At 73.7% G+C, this 16,253-nt stretch carries 19 protein-coding genes and 1 pseudogene; 10 read left to right on the top strand and 10 right to left on the bottom strand.

Going from position 1 to position 16,253, the window contains the following annotated elements:
- From ABZ809_RS33750 to ABZ809_RS33760, 3 genes and pseudogenes are all read right to left on the bottom strand, one after another.
- Nucleotides 1-344: pseudogene (locus ABZ809_RS33750) on the bottom strand (hypothetical protein); the annotation flags it as partial.
- A 9-nt stretch (nt 345-353) separates the two neighbouring features.
- Nucleotides 354-614, bottom strand: a complete 261-nt coding sequence (locus tag ABZ809_RS33755; RefSeq protein WP_089000636.1) for a hypothetical protein — start codon at nt 612-614, stop codon at nt 354-356.
- A gap of 124 nt (nt 615-738) precedes the next feature.
- Nucleotides 739-1,146: a hypothetical protein gene (locus ABZ809_RS33760; protein WP_357566714.1), complete on the bottom strand. Its 408-nt coding sequence runs from the start codon at nt 1,144-1,146 to the stop codon at nt 739-741.
- Nucleotides 1,147-1,341: 195 nt separating this feature from the next.
- Here ABZ809_RS33760 and ABZ809_RS33765 point away from each other — a divergent pair, with 195 nt between their 5' ends.
- The 3 genes from ABZ809_RS33765 to ABZ809_RS33775 are packed head-to-tail and all read left to right on the top strand — an operon-like array spanning nt 1,342 to nt 4,428.
- Nucleotides 1,342-3,897, top strand: coding sequence for an ATP-dependent Clp protease ATP-binding subunit (locus ABZ809_RS33765; protein WP_357566715.1), 2,556 nt, complete (start codon nt 1,342-1,344; stop codon nt 3,895-3,897).
- 13 nt (nt 3,898-3,910) lie between these two features.
- On the top strand, nt 3,911-4,078 hold the full coding sequence (locus ABZ809_RS33770; protein ID WP_357566716.1) for a hypothetical protein: 168 nt from the start codon (nt 3,911-3,913) through the stop codon (nt 4,076-4,078).
- The gene (locus ABZ809_RS33775) at nt 4,078-4,428 is read left to right on the top strand and encodes a DUF3140 domain-containing protein (protein WP_357566717.1); all 351 of its coding nucleotides are present in this window, start codon (nt 4,078-4,080) and stop codon (nt 4,426-4,428) included. Before ABZ809_RS33770 ends, ABZ809_RS33775 begins: the two co-directional genes overlap by 1 nt.
- A gap of 82 nt (nt 4,429-4,510) precedes the next feature.
- On the opposite strand, the gene ABZ809_RS33780 is transcribed toward ABZ809_RS33775, so the two are convergent.
- The 3 genes from ABZ809_RS33780 to ABZ809_RS33790 all read right to left on the bottom strand — a co-directional run bounded on the left by ABZ809_RS33780 (nt 4,511) and on the right by ABZ809_RS33790 (nt 6,474).
- Nucleotides 4,511-4,753 (bottom strand): hypothetical protein, encoded by a 243-nt coding sequence (locus ABZ809_RS33780; RefSeq protein ID WP_357566718.1) that lies wholly within the window; start codon nt 4,751-4,753, stop codon nt 4,511-4,513.
- A 19-nt stretch (nt 4,754-4,772) separates the two neighbouring features.
- Complete coding sequence (locus ABZ809_RS33785; protein WP_357566719.1) at nt 4,773-5,768, bottom strand: LysR family transcriptional regulator; 996 nt, start codon at nt 5,766-5,768, stop codon at nt 4,773-4,775.
- Nucleotides 5,769-5,871: 103 nt separating this feature from the next.
- Entirely contained in the window at nt 5,872-6,474 is a 603-nt protein-coding gene (locus tag ABZ809_RS33790) for a hemerythrin domain-containing protein (RefSeq protein WP_357566720.1), read from the bottom strand.
- A gap of 184 nt (nt 6,475-6,658) precedes the next feature.
- On the opposite strand from ABZ809_RS33790, the gene ABZ809_RS33795 reads away from it, so the two are divergent.
- A complete protein-coding gene (locus tag ABZ809_RS33795) occupies nt 6,659-7,981 on the top strand; it encodes a M20/M25/M40 family metallo-hydrolase (RefSeq protein WP_357566721.1) in 1,323 nt (440 codons plus the stop codon).
- Between the two features lie 57 nt (nt 7,982-8,038).
- The gene (locus ABZ809_RS33800; protein ID WP_357566722.1) at nt 8,039-8,692 is read left to right on the top strand and encodes a hypothetical protein; all 654 of its coding nucleotides are present in this window, start codon (nt 8,039-8,041) and stop codon (nt 8,690-8,692) included.
- A gap of 57 nt (nt 8,693-8,749) precedes the next feature.
- Here ABZ809_RS33800 and ABZ809_RS33805 read toward each other — a convergent pair whose 3' ends face one another.
- From ABZ809_RS33805 to ABZ809_RS33815, 3 genes are all read right to left on the bottom strand, one after another.
- Nucleotides 8,750-8,941: a DUF5703 family protein gene (locus ABZ809_RS33805; protein WP_357566723.1), complete on the bottom strand. Its 192-nt coding sequence runs from the start codon at nt 8,939-8,941 to the stop codon at nt 8,750-8,752.
- A 110-nt stretch (nt 8,942-9,051) separates the two neighbouring features.
- Nucleotides 9,052-9,948, bottom strand: coding sequence for an SseB family protein (locus ABZ809_RS33810; protein WP_357566724.1), 897 nt, complete (start codon nt 9,946-9,948; stop codon nt 9,052-9,054).
- Nucleotides 9,945-10,364 (bottom strand): YbaB/EbfC family nucleoid-associated protein, encoded by a 420-nt coding sequence (locus ABZ809_RS33815; RefSeq protein WP_357566725.1) that lies wholly within the window; start codon nt 10,362-10,364, stop codon nt 9,945-9,947. Before ABZ809_RS33815 ends, ABZ809_RS33810 begins: the two co-directional genes overlap by 4 nt.
- 93 nt (nt 10,365-10,457) lie before the next feature.
- Between ABZ809_RS33815 and ABZ809_RS33820 the strand changes: the two genes are divergently transcribed.
- From ABZ809_RS33820 to ABZ809_RS33830, 3 genes are read left to right on the top strand one after another with little or no spacing between them, the layout of a single operon-like run.
- Nucleotides 10,458-10,787 (top strand): hypothetical protein, encoded by a 330-nt coding sequence (locus tag ABZ809_RS33820; protein WP_357566726.1) that lies wholly within the window; start codon nt 10,458-10,460, stop codon nt 10,785-10,787.
- A complete protein-coding gene (locus tag ABZ809_RS33825) occupies nt 10,784-11,845 on the top strand; it encodes a hypothetical protein (RefSeq protein WP_357566727.1) in 1,062 nt (353 codons plus the stop codon). The genes ABZ809_RS33820 and ABZ809_RS33825 overlap by 4 nt, the downstream gene beginning before the upstream one ends.
- Nucleotides 11,846-11,867: 22 nt before the next feature.
- Nucleotides 11,868-12,770, top strand: a complete 903-nt coding sequence (locus ABZ809_RS33830; RefSeq protein WP_357566728.1) for a hypothetical protein — start codon at nt 11,868-11,870, stop codon at nt 12,768-12,770.
- Between the two features lie 115 nt (nt 12,771-12,885).
- Here the strand turns inward: ABZ809_RS33830 and ABZ809_RS33835 are convergent, their stop codons facing one another.
- Nucleotides 12,886-13,857, bottom strand: coding sequence for an aldo/keto reductase (locus tag ABZ809_RS33835; RefSeq protein ID WP_357566729.1), 972 nt, complete (start codon nt 13,855-13,857; stop codon nt 12,886-12,888).
- 177 nt (nt 13,858-14,034) lie between these two features.
- Here ABZ809_RS33835 and ABZ809_RS33840 point away from each other — a divergent pair, with 177 nt between their 5' ends.
- Complete coding sequence (locus ABZ809_RS33840) at nt 14,035-15,087, top strand: LLM class F420-dependent oxidoreductase (protein ID WP_357566730.1); 1,053 nt, start codon at nt 14,035-14,037, stop codon at nt 15,085-15,087.
- On the top strand, nt 15,084-15,920 hold the full coding sequence (locus tag ABZ809_RS33845; RefSeq protein ID WP_357566731.1) for an undecaprenyl-diphosphate phosphatase: 837 nt from the start codon (nt 15,084-15,086) through the stop codon (nt 15,918-15,920). The genes ABZ809_RS33840 and ABZ809_RS33845 overlap by 4 nt, the downstream gene beginning before the upstream one ends.
- Nucleotides 15,921-16,253: the final 333 nt, after the last annotated feature.

The following is a 16,253-nucleotide window of genomic DNA, read 5'->3' on the forward strand; positions in this document are numbered from 1 at the left end:
GGCGCCGCGCCGCCCGGGGCCGCGTCGCGCGGCGCGTCGTGCACCGGCCGCCGCTGCCGCTCCTTCGGTGCCGGCGTCGGGGAGCCGTCGGCGGCCAGCCCGATCGCGGCGAGATAGGCCGACAGTTGCTCCTGCGCGACGCGCAGCGCGTAGCCGGCGGTCTCGGCGTGCTCGGTGGCGGCGGAGAGCTCCGGAACCCCCATCGGGTTGGCCGACTCCTGCCGGACCCAGCGCAGCCGTTCGGCGGCCAGGCCGAACTTCTCCAGCGCCTGGGCCAGCTGGGCCAGCGGCAGGTCATCGGCGGCGGCACGGACCTGCGCGCCGACGTCCTCGACGATGGACACGGCCCGGCCTCAGAGCGTCGCGACGTAGAGTTGCGCCTGCTCCACCGCGACGAGTGTCGCGGCGAGGCACTCCTCCAGCTCCTGGCTGGCCTGGGTCAGCGAGGACTGGGCCGCCTCGACCGTCTCGTGCCCGCTGCCCTCCAGCGCGCCGGCCAGGGTCTGCTGCGCCTCGGCCAGCTTCTCGCCGGCCGCCTGCACGGCGCTCTGGCCGTCGCCGATCTGTTGGAGCGCGACATCGATGGCTGCCTTGAGCTCGGCGACGCTCGCCACGGCGAAACCTCCTGGGGGCGGGGAGGCCTCCATTAGAGCCTATCCCTCGGGGTGAGAGAACATCCGGCCTGTCAGTGTTCCTGCCCCGCTGACCGGTTGTCGACCGGAAGCGCCGAGAGTCCGATTAACGGGACTCACCGGGCGGGGCGGGCCGGTCCCGTAGCCAGCGCGGCCCGTACACCTCGGCACCCCGCGCGGCGACCCGTTCCCGCAGCTCACGGTCGGCGGTGACGACCAGTCGCCGGCGCTGCGGCGCGGCGGCCACCAGGTCGACGACGGCGTCGTCCCCGGATCCGGGCGCGGCGACCACCCGGACCCCGGCCGTGCCCGGGACGTCCCGCGCCCGGCCCTCCACCACCAGCACCACCTCCACCGGCGGCGGCAGCTCCGGCGGCAGGCCGGCGGTGGTCAGCGGGGCCAGCGAGTCGCGTAGCCGGGCGGTCGCGCCGGCGCGGTCCCGCCACCAGCCGTCGGGGCGGGATCCCACCACGTTGGCGGCGTCCACGATCAGCAGCGGCGTCGTCGGCTCCATACCGCCACCCTGCCACCCACCGCCCCGAGGTGTGAGGAAGGGGCCCTTCCTCTACCGCGGGCGTTGACAAGGTGCCCTTCCTTACCTCCCGGCCGTCGTGGTGGGGGCGCTGCCGTGGCGGGGTGGTGGCGTTTGTCGGGCCGACCGCCGGGTAGCCCCTGGCGACCGTGCCGCGCCCGACTGCGGAGGACAGACATGATGGGACCCGGTGACTTCGGCTCCGACCCCTGGGACGAGTTCCTGGCCCGGTACTTCGGCCGGGGCGAGGGTGGGCGCCGACCCGCGCACCGGGTCGACATCACCCGGCTGATGACCGCCGACGCCCGGGAGATGCTGGCCGACGCGGCCCGCCGGGCCGCCCAGCGGCACAGCACCGACCTCGACACCGACCACCTGCTCTGGGCGGCGCTGCAACGTGAACCGCTGCGCGACCTGGTCCGCCGGGCCGGCGCCGACCCCGACACGCTGCTCAACGCGCTCGGCGGGCGCGGCGAGGGCGCGCCGCGTGGCGAGGTGCCGCCCAACCTGTCGCTGACCCCGGCGGCCAAGCGGGCGTTGCTCGACGCCCACCAGCTCTCCCGGGCGATGGGCGCCAACTACATCGGCCCCGAGCACATCCTGATGGCGCTGCCGCTGAACCCGGAGTCCCCGGCCGGGCGGATGCTGGCCGCCGGCCGGATCCAGCCGGAGTCGTTGCAGGCGGCCAGCGCCGAGCGCGGGCCGATGACCGGGCCCAAGCCCGACCGTGGCACGCCCACCCTGGACCAGTACGGCCAGGACCTCACCGACCTGGCCCGCAACGACCAGATCGACCCGGTGATCGGCCGGGCCGAGGAGATCGAGCAGGCCGTCGAGATCCTGTCCCGGCGGACGAAGAACAACCCGGTGCTCATCGGTGAGGCCGGCGTCGGCAAGACCGCGATCGTGGAAGGCCTGGCCGAGCGGATCTGCGACGGCGACGTGCCGCAGACGCTGCTCGGCAAGCGGGTGATCCAGCTCGACCTGGCCGGCCTGGTGGCCGGCACCCGGTACCGGGGCGACTTCGAGGAACGGCTGAAGAAGGTCATCGACGAGATCCGGGCGCACCGCGAGGAGCTGATCGTCTTCCTGGACGAGATCCACACCCTGGTCGGCGCGGGCGGGGCGGGCAGCGAGGGCGGCATGGACGCCTCCAACATGCTCAAGCCCGCGCTGGCGCGGGGCGAGCTGCGGGTGATCGGCGCGACCACGCTTGACGAGTACCGCAAGAGCATCGAGAAGGACGCCGCGCTGGCCCGCCGCTTCCAGCCGGTGTTCGTGCCGGAGCCCACCGTCGAGGACACCGTGGCGATCCTGCGCGGCCTGCGTGACCGCTACGAGGCCCACCACCAGGTGCGGTTCACCGACGAGGCGCTGGTCGCCGCGGCCGAGCTGTCCGACCGGTACGTCACCGACCGGTTCCTGCCCGACAAGGCGATCGACCTGATCGACCAGGCAGGCGCCCGGGTCCGGCTGCGTACCCGCACCCCCGCCTCCGACGTGCGGGAGCTGGAGACCCAGCTCGACGAGGTACGCCGGGACAAGGAACAGGCCGTCGCCGACGAGCAGTACGAGAAGGCGTCCGCGCTGCGCGACCGGCTCGCCGAGCTGGAGGAGCAGATCCGGCGGGCCCGGGGTGACGAGGGCGTCTCCTCGCAGGTGCCGGCGGTCGGGCCGCAGGAGATCGCCGAGGTGGTCTCCAGGGCCACCGGCATCCCGGTCAGCCAGCTCACCGAGGAGGAACGCGACCGGCTGCTGCGCCTGGAGGGCCACCTGCACGAGAAGGTGGTCGGCCAGGACGACGCGGTCACCGCGGTCGCCGAGGCGGTCCGCCGCTCGCGTACCGGGCTGGCCGACCCCGACCGGCCGATGGGCAGCTTCCTCTTCCTCGGGCCCACCGGCGTCGGCAAGACCGAGCTGGCCCGGGCCCTCGCCGAGGCGCTGTTTGGTGAGGCGGACCGGATGGTCCGGGTCGACATGAGCGAGTTCCAGGAGCGGCACACGGTCAGCCGCCTCGTCGGCGCCCCGCCCGGGTACGTCGGCTACGAGGAGGCCGGCCAGCTCACCGAGGCGGTGCGCCGCCGCCCGTACGCGGTGGTGCTGCTCGACGAGATCGAGAAGGCCCACCCGGACGTGTTCAACATCCTGCTCCAGGTGCTCGACGACGGGCGGCTCACCGACAGCCAGGGCCGTACGGTCAACTTCAGGAACACCGTACTGATCATGACGAGCAACCTGGGCTCGGAGCTGATCACCGGCACCCAGCGCGCGATCGGGTTCGGCGCCGGTGCCGAGGGCGGCGACCAGGAGCGCGACGAGCTGCGCGAGCGGCTGATGCGCCGGCTCCAGGAGAACTTCCGGCCGGAGTTCCTCAACCGCATCGACGAGGTGATCATCTTCCGCCGGCTGGAGGCCGAGCAGCTGCGCCAGATCACCGGCCTGCTGCTGGAGGAGACCCGCCGCCGGCTGCACGCCCAGGACATCCAGGTCGACTTCACCACCGCCGGCATGGACTGGATCGCCGAGCACGGCTACCAACCGGAGTTCGGCGCCCGGCCGCTGCGCCGGGTCATCCAGCGCGAGGTGGACAACCACCTCTCCCGGATGCTGCTGGAGTCGTCGATCTCACCCGGGCAGAAGGTCACCGTGGACGCGCGTGACGGCCAACTCGCCTTCGACGTGGCCGCCGGCGAGCGCGGCCACGCCCCGGCCAGCACGTCCCATCCCCGATGACCGGAGGGCGGACATGAGTGGACCCGAGGAGACCCGGGACGAGACCGACCGCACCGATCCGATCCTGGCGCCGCCGACCGCGAACCCCGCCCGGGTGCGCGTGCCGCCGGAGGGCCCGGGCCAGCATGGCGACGAGCCGGCTCCGGCGGAGTCCGACCGCCGCCGTCGAGAGGAGGGCTGATGGTACGCGAGCAGCGGCTCGAACCCGAGGTGGAGGTGCTCTGGGACGACTTCCACGCCCAGGTGAACGTCCCCTCGGAGCAGTTGCGGCAGTGGCTGCTGACCCGTGGCTCCGGAGAGGAGGCGTTCGGGCCCGATCCGGACCTCGACCTGCCCGGCCTGGGCAGGCGGATCCTGCGGGTGCTGAACAAGCGCAAGGTCGACCTCACCCCGGAGGACATCCGGGTGATGCAGGACACGATCGACGAGATCCAGAACCTGCTGGAGGCGAAGCCGCCCCGCGGCACCGCCGACGACGAGTGGCGACACTCCCTGCTCGACCTGGGCCACGACGTCCTCGTCGAGCGCTGACCCGCCGGGGCGGCACAGCGTCCGGGTCTCCGTGGACGGGGCCGGCGGCAACCGGGCAGACCGGGTGCCGCCGGCCCCGCGGTCAACCGTGGTCGCTCTCCAGGCTGCCGATCGTGAGCCCCGCGGCGTCGGCGGCCGCCTCCCGGTCGGCGCGCGTCTGCTCCTCCCGGGTCAGCAGGTTGGCGTACTCGGTGACGTCGGCGGGATCGGGCACCTCGGGCAGGCGACGGAGGAAGGCCTCCACGTCGCGGGCGGCGGCGGTGTGCGCGGCGGCGGCCTGCCGGAGGATCTCCCGGTCGTCGGCGGCGGGGTAGAGGTCGGTCATGTCCGCCTGATACCCGGCGCTACGCCGTTCGCACCCCCGCGGCCCCGGCGGTGGTCAGCCCCCGCGCCCCGTAGCCCGGGTTGCGCACCAGCCAGGACAGGTACGCCGGGTGCGCCGCGAGCGCGTCCGCGTACGCGGCCAGCGCGGTCTCCAGCACCAGCTCGGCGTCGCGGGCGGCGGGGGACTCCGGATGCCAGCCCAGCATCAGCCGCCAACGCAGCGGCGTGCCGGCCAGCATCCGGGTGACCAGCCCGGCGACCGGGCGGAAGATGGCCTGGCAGAGCGCCACCGCCTCGCCCGACTCGACCATGTCGATGCAGCAGCGCACGTCGGTCTCGTACACCTTGCGGGGGGTGAAGCCGGCCCGCGCGCAGGCGGCGGCGAAGCAGTCGCCGAAGCAGCCGTCGCCCGGCGCGGCGACCCACTGCTCATGACTCAGGTCCACCAGGTTCACCTCGGCCCGCCCGGCCAGCGGGTGCTGCTCGGGCAGCAGCACGAGCACCGGGTCGACCGCCACCTCCCGCCAGCTCAACCCGTACTCGGCGGGTGGGGCGGCGTCGCCGCACACACCGATCAGCGCGAAGTCCAGCCGGCCGCCGGCGACCAGTTGGGCCTGCTCCTCGGCCGACCAGGAGGCGTGCGTCGTGATCTGGGCCGGCGGGGGCTCGGCGGCGAGCCGGTGGACGAGCCGGCCGAGGATGGGGCTGTTCACCCCGCCGAACCGGTACCGGCGCGGCGCGTCCCCGGCGCCGGCCAGGCGCGCCGCCTCGTCCTGCAGGCCCTTCATCGCGGGCAGCAGCACCCGGGCCCGGGCGAGCACCAGCTCGCCGAGGGCCGTGGGGCGGGCGCCGCGGCGGTCCCGCTCGAACAGCGGTCCGCCCAGAGTCCGCTCGATGCGCTGAAGCTGGGCGGTGAGTGCCGGCTGAGCCAGGCCGAGCGTCGATGCCGCCTTGGTCACGCTCCCCGTCTCCGCGATCGCGCAGACCACCCTCAGGTGTCGCAGCTCCAGATTCATACCGTGACGGTATGACCCCGTAGCGGTCGGGGGAAGGCCCAGGGCGGATCTACACCCTCCGATGTGTTACCGATCGGCTCCGGTGCGTCGTGGTGGAGCCGGCTCAGTTCGACGGCGGTTCGGTCAGGTCGGCCAGGTAGGTGGGGCGCCCGGTCACCGCGTCGCGGACCTTGTCGACCACACCCACCGCGGGCTCGACGACCCGGTTCCACGGCGGGGTCGCCGGGGTGCCCGGGTGGGGGCGGGTCGGCGCCGCCTCCTCGGCGATCTCCAGCCGGTTGCCCAGGCGGATCAGCTCCTCGGCGCTGGCCACCTCGCGCAGCTCCGCGACCAGCTCACCCACCTCCTGGATGTGGCGGTCGAGCCGCGTCGCGACGGCCGACAGCCCGTCGTCGGCGAGGTTCTTGAGGACGGTCAGCAGGTCCTTGTCGTCGGCCACGGTCCGGTCGGCCCGCGGCGCCGCGCCGGGCAGGGCGGCCCGGACGGCGGGCAGCAGGTACTGCTCCTCGGCGGAGAGGTGCCGGGACAGCGCCGCCGTGAGCACCTCCCGCCCGCGCGCGGGGGCGGGCTCCGGGTCGGCTAGCCGCAGCAGCAGCTCCCGGAGCTGCCGGTGCTCGGCGTCGACGATGTCGGCGACGCTGCGTCCGCCCGGCCGGAACTCCTCGTCTTCTCCGGTGGGCGGCAGCGGTGGCAGGGGAACGGTCATGAGGCCCTCCTCGGGCGGCGGGCGGAGCACGTGGTGGGGCGCGGTCGCGAGCGGCGGTACCCGATCGGGTCGACGGCGAAACCGGGCGCGGCGGCCGCCGCCCGGCCGCCCGTTGCGACGGTCCCGGCGGCCCGGGACGGGACGGGCCGACCGGCGCGGCGGCGCCGGCTGGTATGAAGAAGCGATGACGAGCGACTTCGCCAGACCCGACCCCACCGACGAGGTCGTCGACCTCTGCCGTGACCTCCTGCGGATCGACACCACCAACACCGGGGACAACGACACCAGCGCGGGGGAACGCCTCGCCGCCGAGTACGTGGCGGAGAAGCTGGCCGAGGTGGGCATCGAGCCCGTCATCCACGAGTCGGCGCCCGGCCGCGCCAACGTGGTCGCCCGGATCCCGGGCACCGATCCGAGCCGGGGGGCGCTGCTGGTGCACGGCCACCTCGACGTCGTCCCGGCCGACGCCGACGAGTGGTCGGTGCACCCCCTCTCCGGGGAGCTGCGCGACGGCTACCTGTGGGGCCGGGGCGCCATCGACATGAAGGACTTCGACGCGATGGTGCTGGCCGTGGTGCGGCACTGGCAGCGCACCGGCGTCCGCCCGCCGCGGGACATCGTGCTCGCGTACACCGCCGACGAGGAGGCCGGCAGCGACTACGGCGCGCACTTCCTGGTCCAGCGGCACCGCGGGCTGCTCGACGGCTGCACCGAGGCCATCGGCGAGGTCGGCGGCTTCTCCTACTCGATCAACGAGAACCAGCGGCTCTACCTGATCGAGACCGCCGAGAAGGGCATCGACTGGCTGCGCCTGCACGCCAAGGGCCGCCCCGGGCACGGGTCGATGGTGCACGACGACAACGCCGTCACCGCGCTCGCCGAGGCGGTCGCCCGGGTCGGCCGGCACCGGTTCCCCGTGGTGGTCACCGACACCGTGCGGGCGTTCCTGGAGGAGGTCTCCGACCTGCTCGGGATCGAGCTGGACCCGGAGGACCCGGAGACCGCCATCGCCAAGCTCGGGCCGATCGCCAACATCATCGGCGCGACGATCCGCAACACCGCCAACCCGACCCGGCTCGCCGCCGGCTACAAGGACAACGTCATCCCCGGTCGCGCCACCGCCACCATCGACTGCCGTAGCCTGCCCGGGCAGTCGGAGCTGCTGGAGCGGCAGCTGCAGGAGCTGGTCGGCCCGGACATCGCCATCGAGTACCTCCAGCGCCAGCCGGCGCTGGAGACGACGTTCGACGGCGACCTGGTCGACGCCATGTCCGCCGCGCTGCGGGCGGAGGACCCGGGGGCGCGGCCGGTGCCGTACATGCTCTCCGGCGGCACCGACGCCAAGGCGTTCTCTCAGCTCGGCATCCGCTGCTTCGGCTTCGCGCCGCTGCGGCTGCCCGCCGACCTGAACTTCTCCGCGTTGTTCCACGGCATCGACGAGCGGGTACCGGTGGACGGACTACAGTTCGGCGTGCGGGTTCTCGACCGGTTCCTCCGCACCTGCTAGCCCCCGCCCGCGCCCCCGGTGTTCCGGCGGGAACCTCCATCGAAAGGGCACACCCACATGACCGACCAGCACGGTGAGCTGGACGCCGCCCTCGAGCGCGTGATCGATGCGGCCCGCCACCACCTGGCCGCCGTCCGCGCCGCGCAGGGCCGCATCGACGACGACGACGTCTGGCAGGCGTACGTGGCGTTGAACAACGCGTCCGCCGCGTACGACGAACAACTCCTGGACGCCTTCGGCGAGGTCACCCCGTGGGACGTCGAGACGATCGACCCGGACGAGGCCGACCAGCGCTTCGGCGCCGTGGAGGGCGTGGAGCCCACGGACCCGCACCCGCGGGTCGTCTCGGTGCGTCAGCGGCGCGACTACCGGGTGCCGAGCGTGTCGGCGCTGATCCGGGTGGCGGAGGCGGCCCGGCGGGAGGGCACCCCGGCCGAGGAGGAGCCGGCCCCCGTGGAGGGCGTCGGTGAGGCGGTGCTGGAGCTGCTCCAGAGCGGCGACGGATCGCTCGGGGCGCTCGACGTGCCGGAGCTGGAGCCGCTCGACGGCGTGGTGATGGTGAGCGAGGTCGGCACCCCGGTCGACCTGGAGTCCTTCGACGACGACGACCCGGTCGGCCCGTTCCAGCCGGCGCCCGACGACCGGCTGGTCGGCCGGCTCGACGAGCACCCGTTCATGGAGCTCGACGAGGAGCACGACCACGCCCACTAGGCAGCGACGCCCCGGGGCGTGACCCAGCGGTCCGCCCCGGGGCCCTCGCCGGTCCGCTCAGTACGAGAGCCCCGGTTGCGGCGTGTTGATCCGCCGGCGGCGCAGCAACACCTGCCGCGTGCCGTCGCGGAACAGCCGCACCCGGGCCAGCTCCCACCCGGAGAATTCCGCCTGGATCGCCAACTGCGCCGCGGCGGTCAACCGGTCGACGTTCGGCGGCAACCGCAGCGGCGCGTACTCGTAGTCCATGAGCCCTATGCTGCCCAGCCCGGGGCCCCGTCCGCCACCCCCTGGGCGGTGAACCGCGCCGCCGTGCCCGGCACACCCGCCGGTGTCGGGTTTCTGCCGTCCCGCCCGGCTCAGTCGGTGCGCGGGTTCGCCGCCAGCAGGGTGGCCAGCGCCGCCGCGCCCAGGGCCAGGGCGCGCGGGGTGCCCGCGTCCACCACCAGCCCCCAGCCCGGGTCGGGCCAGTCCGCGAGCAGGTCCGCGCAGGGCACGGCGACGAACGGCACGCCCTCCCCGGCGAAGGCGGTCAGCGCCTCCGGGGACGTGAAGACGGGCAGCAGCGGCGCGCCGACCGGGTCGGTGACGACCGTCCACTGCACGCCGCGGTCCGGCCCCGGCTCGGTCGCCAGCGGCACGCAGACCGCCATGGCGGCGAGGACGCCGAGGTAGCCGGGCAGGTCCCGCCGCCCGGCGGCCCCGGCGAGGAGGTCGAGCATGGGCGGGCCGTCCGGCGCCGGTACGCCTTCCGAGTCGTCGGCCCGACCGGTCGCCCCGGATCCTGGACCGTCCGCGCTGTCGCTGTCGCTGTCGGCGGGATCAGGGCCAGGGCCCGGCTCGGGCTCGGCGGTGCCGACGACGGGCTCGGCCGGCCCCCGGCGCACCAGCGGTACGGTCGGCTCCGGCCGCACCCGGGGCCCCGTCGGCGGGAGGATCTCGCAGGACAGGGTCGCGGGCTCCGTGGTGAGCACCGCGGCGGCGGTCTGCGCGACGAACCCGCTCCACCAGTGCAGACCCTCGGCGGTGCGCGGCGTCTCGTACCACCAACCGCCGGCCGCCCGCGGCGCCCGCCAGCCGAGCTCCGCCAGGCGTCGTTCGTCGTAGGGCGGGCAGACGCCCCGGACGGTGTCCCGGCGCACCAGCAGGTGCAGCCGGCGCCGGCCGGCGGCGAGCTCCAGGTCGGTGTCGCGGTCGCAGCGGGCCAGCGTGTCGTGCAGCCGGTCGACGATGTCCGACCAGTCCGGCGCTGTCATGCCGGCGGCCCGGGGAGTCGGCCGTCGAGCCGCCCGAGCCGGCCCATGGCCTCCTCCAGCCGGCCCAGGGAGGCGAAGTCGCCGGGGGTGCCGAAGATGCCGTTCAGGCCCGCGCCGAGGGTGGCGTCGAGGCCTTCGGTGCGCTCGTTGAGCTGCTCGGCCGCCGCCGTCCGGGCCTGCCGGTACGCGTCCAGCACCAGCGCCGCGAGGTCCTCGGTGCCGACCCGCAGCGCGCTCGGCGCGAAGCTCAGGTCGGTGAGCTCGCCGGTGGCGTCGACGGTGGCGGTCACCAGGCCGCTGTCGTCGGTGGCGGTGCTGCTCAACTCGTCCAAATCGTCCTTGAGCCCCGCGAAGCGGCGCTCGATGTCGGCGAGCCGTCCGGCGAGCGCGTCGAACGCGGACAGCGGGTCGGACATGAGAACCTCCCGTACGCGGCGTCGGCCCGGGTGGCGGGCCGCGGCGGCATGATCGTATCGTCGTCCCCGCCGGGCGACTGGGGGAGGAACGGCATGCCTGACATCGACGTGGACGTGCAGGCGGTACGGCGACTGGAGGCGGCGGCGAAACAGGTGGCCACCTCGCTGACCGCGCTGGAGAGCCAGATCACGTCCGCGGGGGATGTGCCGGACGGGGCCTTCGGGCACCTGCCGTTCGTCAGCGACATGCTCCGCGAGAAGTACGCCGAGCAGGTCACCGGCGGGATGGAGCTGTTCCGGTCCGGCCACGACGCGTTCGAGCGGGTCGGCGGGGCGCTGGGCGACACGGCCGAGGCCTACGAGCGCAACGAGCAGGACATCGACGCCTCGTTCAAGACCATCGGCGGCGGGATGGGCCGGTGAGCGGGCCCGCGGGCAGTGCCGTCGAGCTGTGGAACGGCGTCGACAACGCGCTGTCCGGTGTGGACAAGGCCATCGACAGCGTCTGCCGGACGCTCGCCTGGCCGCTGATCCAGCTCGTCGACCTCGTCGACGGCGAACCGGCCGCGCTGCGGGCCAAGGCCGCCGAATGGGAGGCCCTCGCCAACCAGGTGCGGGAGCTGGCGACGCGCCACCGTGGCGTGCGCCAGGCCGAGCAGGCCGGGTGGCGCTCGCCGTCCGGTGAGGCGTACGGGCGGCGGATGGCCGAGGTCGAGCAGCAACTGCTGGACGTCGCCGAGCAGTTCGCCGCCACCGCCGAGTATCTGCGGGGGGTCGCCGACGCGTTGCAGATGGTGCACGACGTCCTGGTCGACATCTGCGTCGAGTTCGTCAACTTCCTGCTGGTCACACTGGTCACCGCGCTGCTGATGGCCCCGTTCACCGCGGGGGCGTCCTGGGCGGCCGGCATGGCGCTGGGCGTCACCCGGGGCATGATCGCGCTCGCCCGGATGTTGAAGATCATCCGGCCGCTGGCGGCGCACCTGCAGAAGGTCATCCGGCTGCTGCAACGGGTCCTGCTCCACCTGCGCAAGCTGCGCAACCACCTGGACAAGCTGGTCGACAAGCAGAAGGCGCTGCGCACCGGCCAGAAGTACGCCGACAAGCGCCGTGCCGCCGGCGACGCCGACAAGTGGTTCCACAAGTTCCTGGACCCGGCGAAGGGCACCTGGAAGCTCGGCAAGTCCGGGTCGCCGTTCGACATGAGCACCCTCGAACGCATGGGGGCGCTGCGGGCGCACGGCATGGCCGACGGGGCGCGGATGATCGGCCGGGACTGGGTCACCAACCTGCCGTGGAACGTCCCGAACTCCGTGGTGCACGGCGCGACCTGGGGCACCGTCGCGCTGGTCTCCGGTCTGTCGGTGCCGGGCATGGAGCCGGTCGGCGACAAGGTCGAGGCGGCCGTGCAGGACGGCGCCGAGTGGATCGACCAGAATGTCTTCGGGCAGCCGCCGGCGGACCAGCCGGCCGGCAGGTGACGGTCGGGCGAGGGGGCGGGGCGTGAGCGGAGGGCTGGGTCGACTCGGTCGGCTGACCGACGCGGTGCTGGGCGGGGCGCGGGCCGCGCGGGACAAGGCCCGCGAACTGCGCGACGAGTTCCGCACCACGGACGAGCCGGAGCGCGCGCTGGTCGCGCCGCTGCTGCCCGACCAGGAGGTCCGCTACGTCGGCCTGGCGCCGGTGCGCGCCCCGGAGAACCACCGGGCCGGCAGCCAACTCGTCGACCGGGTCAACGCGGAGGTGGCCGAGGCGCTCGACCCGCGCGCCCTGTTCGGGCTGCTCAACATCGTCAACCCGGTCGCGTGGGTGGACGCGGTGATGACGCCCGTACGGATCGCCGCGGGCGTCCTGCTGCTGCCCGGCAAGGCCGCAGTCCTCGCCGCGGGCACGCCCGCGCCGGCCGAGCCGGAGCCACCGCCGGCGGGCGCCGAGCCCCGGGAGCCGCTGCCGCTCACCGACGAGCAGGAGGCGTTCCGGGCGCTGTTCCGGCTCAGCCGCTACCGGCCGCTGGCCGACCAGCTCGCCGAGATCGCCTACCGGCGGCGGTACGTCTTCAGCGGCGACCTGGCCACGCTCGCCGGCAGCCTGCTGCTCTTCCTCGAGCGCTACACCGGGACCCCGCTGGCGGTCACCGACACCCGGCTGCACCTGCTGCGGATGGGCCGCCGCCCCGACGAGGGCCGCGAGGACCGGCGCCGCCCCCAGGTGCTCTGGAGCGTGGACCGGCGGCGCATCGCCCGGATCGACTCCGACCACAGCGGCGCCCGCCTCATGCAGTTCCCGTCGACCATCGTGTTCGACGACGGCTCCTGGATCCGGATCGTCAACCCGGCCACCCGCGACGACCAGTCCCGCTTCCTCGCCGCCGTACGCGATCTCCCCGGCCAGCGCCCCACGCCCTGAGCCGTACGGGCGGCGTACCGTCTCGCCGACATCACCACCGCGCTGCCGGCGCCGGTGGCTGCCGTTGTTCGCTGCCGCCGGGATGCCGGCCGGCCGGGCCGGCCCGCGCGTGGGGTCAGCTGTCGCGCTCGGGGTAGCCGACCGGCACGGCCGACACGTCGTCGAGCGCGGTGACGATCTCCTCCGGCAGGGTCATCCGCTCGACCTGGAGCGCACCGAGCAACTGCCCGACCGTCCGGGCACCGAGGATCGGCGCCACCACCCCGGGCCGGTCGCGGATCCAGGCCAGCGCCACCTCCAGCGGCGAGACGCCCAGCCCACCGGCGGCGGTGGCGACCGCCTCCACGATGCTCGAGCAGCGGGGCTCCAGGTAGGTGGCGACGAACCGCTCGAAGTGCGGCGACGCCGCCCGCGAGTCGGCGGGCCGGCCGTGCCGGTACTTGCCGGTGAGCACTCCGCGACCCAGCGGCGACCAGGGCAGCACCCCGAGCCCGAGGGCCTCGCAGGCGGGCAGCACCTCCCGCTCCACACCCCGCTCCAGCAGCGAGTACTCCACCTGCGCCGCCACCACCGGGGCGCGGCCCGGCCAGGCGGTCTGCCACGCGGCCGCCCGCGCGGTCTGCCAGCCGGCGAAGTTCGACACCCCGATGTAGCGGACCCGGCCGCTGGCCACCGCGTGGTCGAGCGCGGCGAGCGTCTCCTCCAACGGCGTGTCGGGGTCGTAGCCGTGCAACTGGAACAGGTCGACGTGGTCGGTGCCGAGCCGGCGCAGCGAGGCGTCCAGCGTACGCAGCAGGTGCCCCCGGGAGCCGTCCCGGCGCCGGCCGTTGCCGGGGCGCAGGCCCGCCTTCGTGGCGATCAGCAGATCCTCGCGGGGCACCAGGGAACCCAGCAGCGACCCGATCACCGACTCAGCGTCGCCGTCGCCGTAGACGTCGGCGGTGTCGATCAGGTTCCCGCCCGCGTCGAGGTAACTCTTCAGCTGGGCGGCCGCGTCGTCGGCGTCGGTGTCCCGGCCCCAGGTCATGGTGCCGAGCGCGAGCCGCGAAACCGCCAGCCCGCTTCGGCCGAGCGGTCGCTGTTGCATGGGTGAACCTTATTTCGAACCAGGCCCCGCCGATATCCTCGCTCCCGTCAAGTCTGCCCGGCGCGTCGCGTTTCCGACGGTCCGGGGCCGGGTCCGGTAGTGGCGAGCCGGTGAACGGGTCACCTTCGGGCATTGCGTAACCTGATGCGACCTGTGGTGCAAATGGGGGAGGACCTAGTGCGACTCGGGCTCAGCCTCGGATACCAGACGGCGTGGAGCACACCGGCTGATCATCTGGCTTTCGCTCAGGAGGCGGACCGGCTCGGCTACTCGGTGGTGTGGGCGGCGGAGGCCTACGGCTCCGACTCGCCGAGCATGCTGGCCTGGATGGCCGGGCAGACGGAACGGATCGACCTGGGCAGCGCGGTGATGCAGATCCCCGCCCGTACCCCCGCCATGACCGCGATGACCGCGGCGACCATCGACGGGCTCTCCGGCGGCCGGTTCCGGCTGGGCCTCGGCGTGTCCGGCCCGCAGGTCTCCGAGGGCTGGCACGGCGTCCGCTTCGGCAAGCCGTTGGCGCGCACCCGCGAGTTCGTGGACATCGTGAAGCTGGCCGTGGCCCGCAAGAACGTCGAGTACGACGGCGAGTTCTACACGCTGCCGCTGCCCGACGGCCCGGGTAAGGCGTTGAAGCTGGGCTTCCACCCGCCGCGCGAGCACATCCCGATCTACCTCGCCGCCGTCGGCCCGAAGAACCTGGAGCTGGCCGGCGAGATCGCCGACGGCTGGCTGGCGATCTTCTACGCCCCCGAGTTCGCCGAGGAGCAGCTCGCGTCGGTGCGCGCCGGGCGGGCGAAGGCCGGCAAGGACCTCGCCGGCTTCGACGTGGTCCCGTCGGTGCCCGTGGTGGTCGGCGACGACATCGCCACCTGCGCCGAACTGGTCCGCTGGTACGCCGCCCTCTACGTCGGCGGCATGGGCAGCCGGAAGCAGAACTTCTACAACCAGCTCGCCACGCGGATGGGCTACGGCGACGCCGCCCGCGAGGTCCAGGACCTGTACCTGGCCAAGCGGCAGCGCGACGCCGCCGCCGCGGTGCCGCTGGAGTTCATCGACCGCACCTCGCTGCTGGGCCCGAAGGAGCGCATCGCCGAGCGGATGCGGGAGTACGCCGCCGCCGGCGTCACCACCCTGTCCGTGACCCTGTTCGCGGCGGACCGGGACAGCGGCGTGCAGACCCTGCGTACCGTCGCCGAGGCGCTGGACCTCTCGGGAGTCGGCGAGTGACCTGGGTCGAGGCCATTGTCCTGGGCATCGTGCAGGGCCTGACCGAATTCCTGCCGGTCAGCTCGTCCGGGCATCTGCGGATCACCTCGGCGATCTTCTTCGACCGCGATGCCGGGGCGTCGTTCACCGCGGTCACCCAGTTGGGCACCGAGGCGGCGGTGCTGATCTACTTCGCGAAGGACATCTGGCGGATCACCCGGACCTGGGTGGTCGGCATCTGGGACAAGTCGGTCCGGTCCAGCCTCGACTACCGGATGGGCTGGTACGTCATCGTCGGCTCGATCCCGATCGGGCTGTTCGGTTTCCTGTTCAAGGACCAGATCCGCACCGCCGGCCGCAACCTCTGGCTGGTGGCCACCACGCTTATCGTGTTCGCGTTCGTGCTGGCGTTCGCCGAGTACTGGGGGCGGCAGACCCGCACCCTGGAGAACTTCCGGATGCGCGACGGCGTGGTGATGGGTTTCGCCCAGGCGATGGCGCTGATCCCCGGGGTGTCCCGCTCCGGTGGCACGCTCACCGCCGGGCTGTTCCTCAACCTCACCCGGGAGGCGGCGGCGCGTTACTCGTTCCTGCTGGCCATCCCGGCGGTGGTGATGTCCGGGATCTTCAGCGTCGGCGACGTCTTCGAGCCGGCGGCCCCCGGCACGTCGGTGCCGAGCGTGGTCCAGATGGTCGTCGCCACGATCATCGCCTTCGGCGTCGGGTACGCGGCCATCGCCTGGCTGCTGCGCTACGTCGCCCACCACACCCTCTACGTCTTCGTGCTGTACCGGGTCGCGGTGGGCACCCTGGTCCTCGCGCTGCTGATGACCGGCACCATCAGCGCCACCTGACCCGCCACCCACCTCCACACCGGCCCTCGTCCCGCAACCGCGGTACGGGGGCCGGTCCGTGTCCGGCCCACCGCCGGCCGTCACTGCCTGCTGCCTGGCGCCTGGCGCCTGCTACCTGGCGCCTGCTACCTGGCGCCTGCTACCTGGCGCCTGGCGCCTGCTGCCTGCTGCCTGCTGCCTGGCGCCGCGTTCTCTCTGGCCGGATGCATCAGCCGTGCTCGCCGTTCCTCGCGCCGAGATCTTGGACAGTTGTCGTTGGGTGTGAGCGGTAACTGTCCAAGATTTGGTGGTGGGGATGCCGGCGGCCGGCGCCCCTGTGGGGGTGCCGGCCGT

The organism is Micromonospora sp. NPDC047074, from assembly GCF_040643815.1.
GTDB lineage: Bacteria > Actinomycetota > Actinomycetes > Mycobacteriales > Micromonosporaceae > Micromonospora.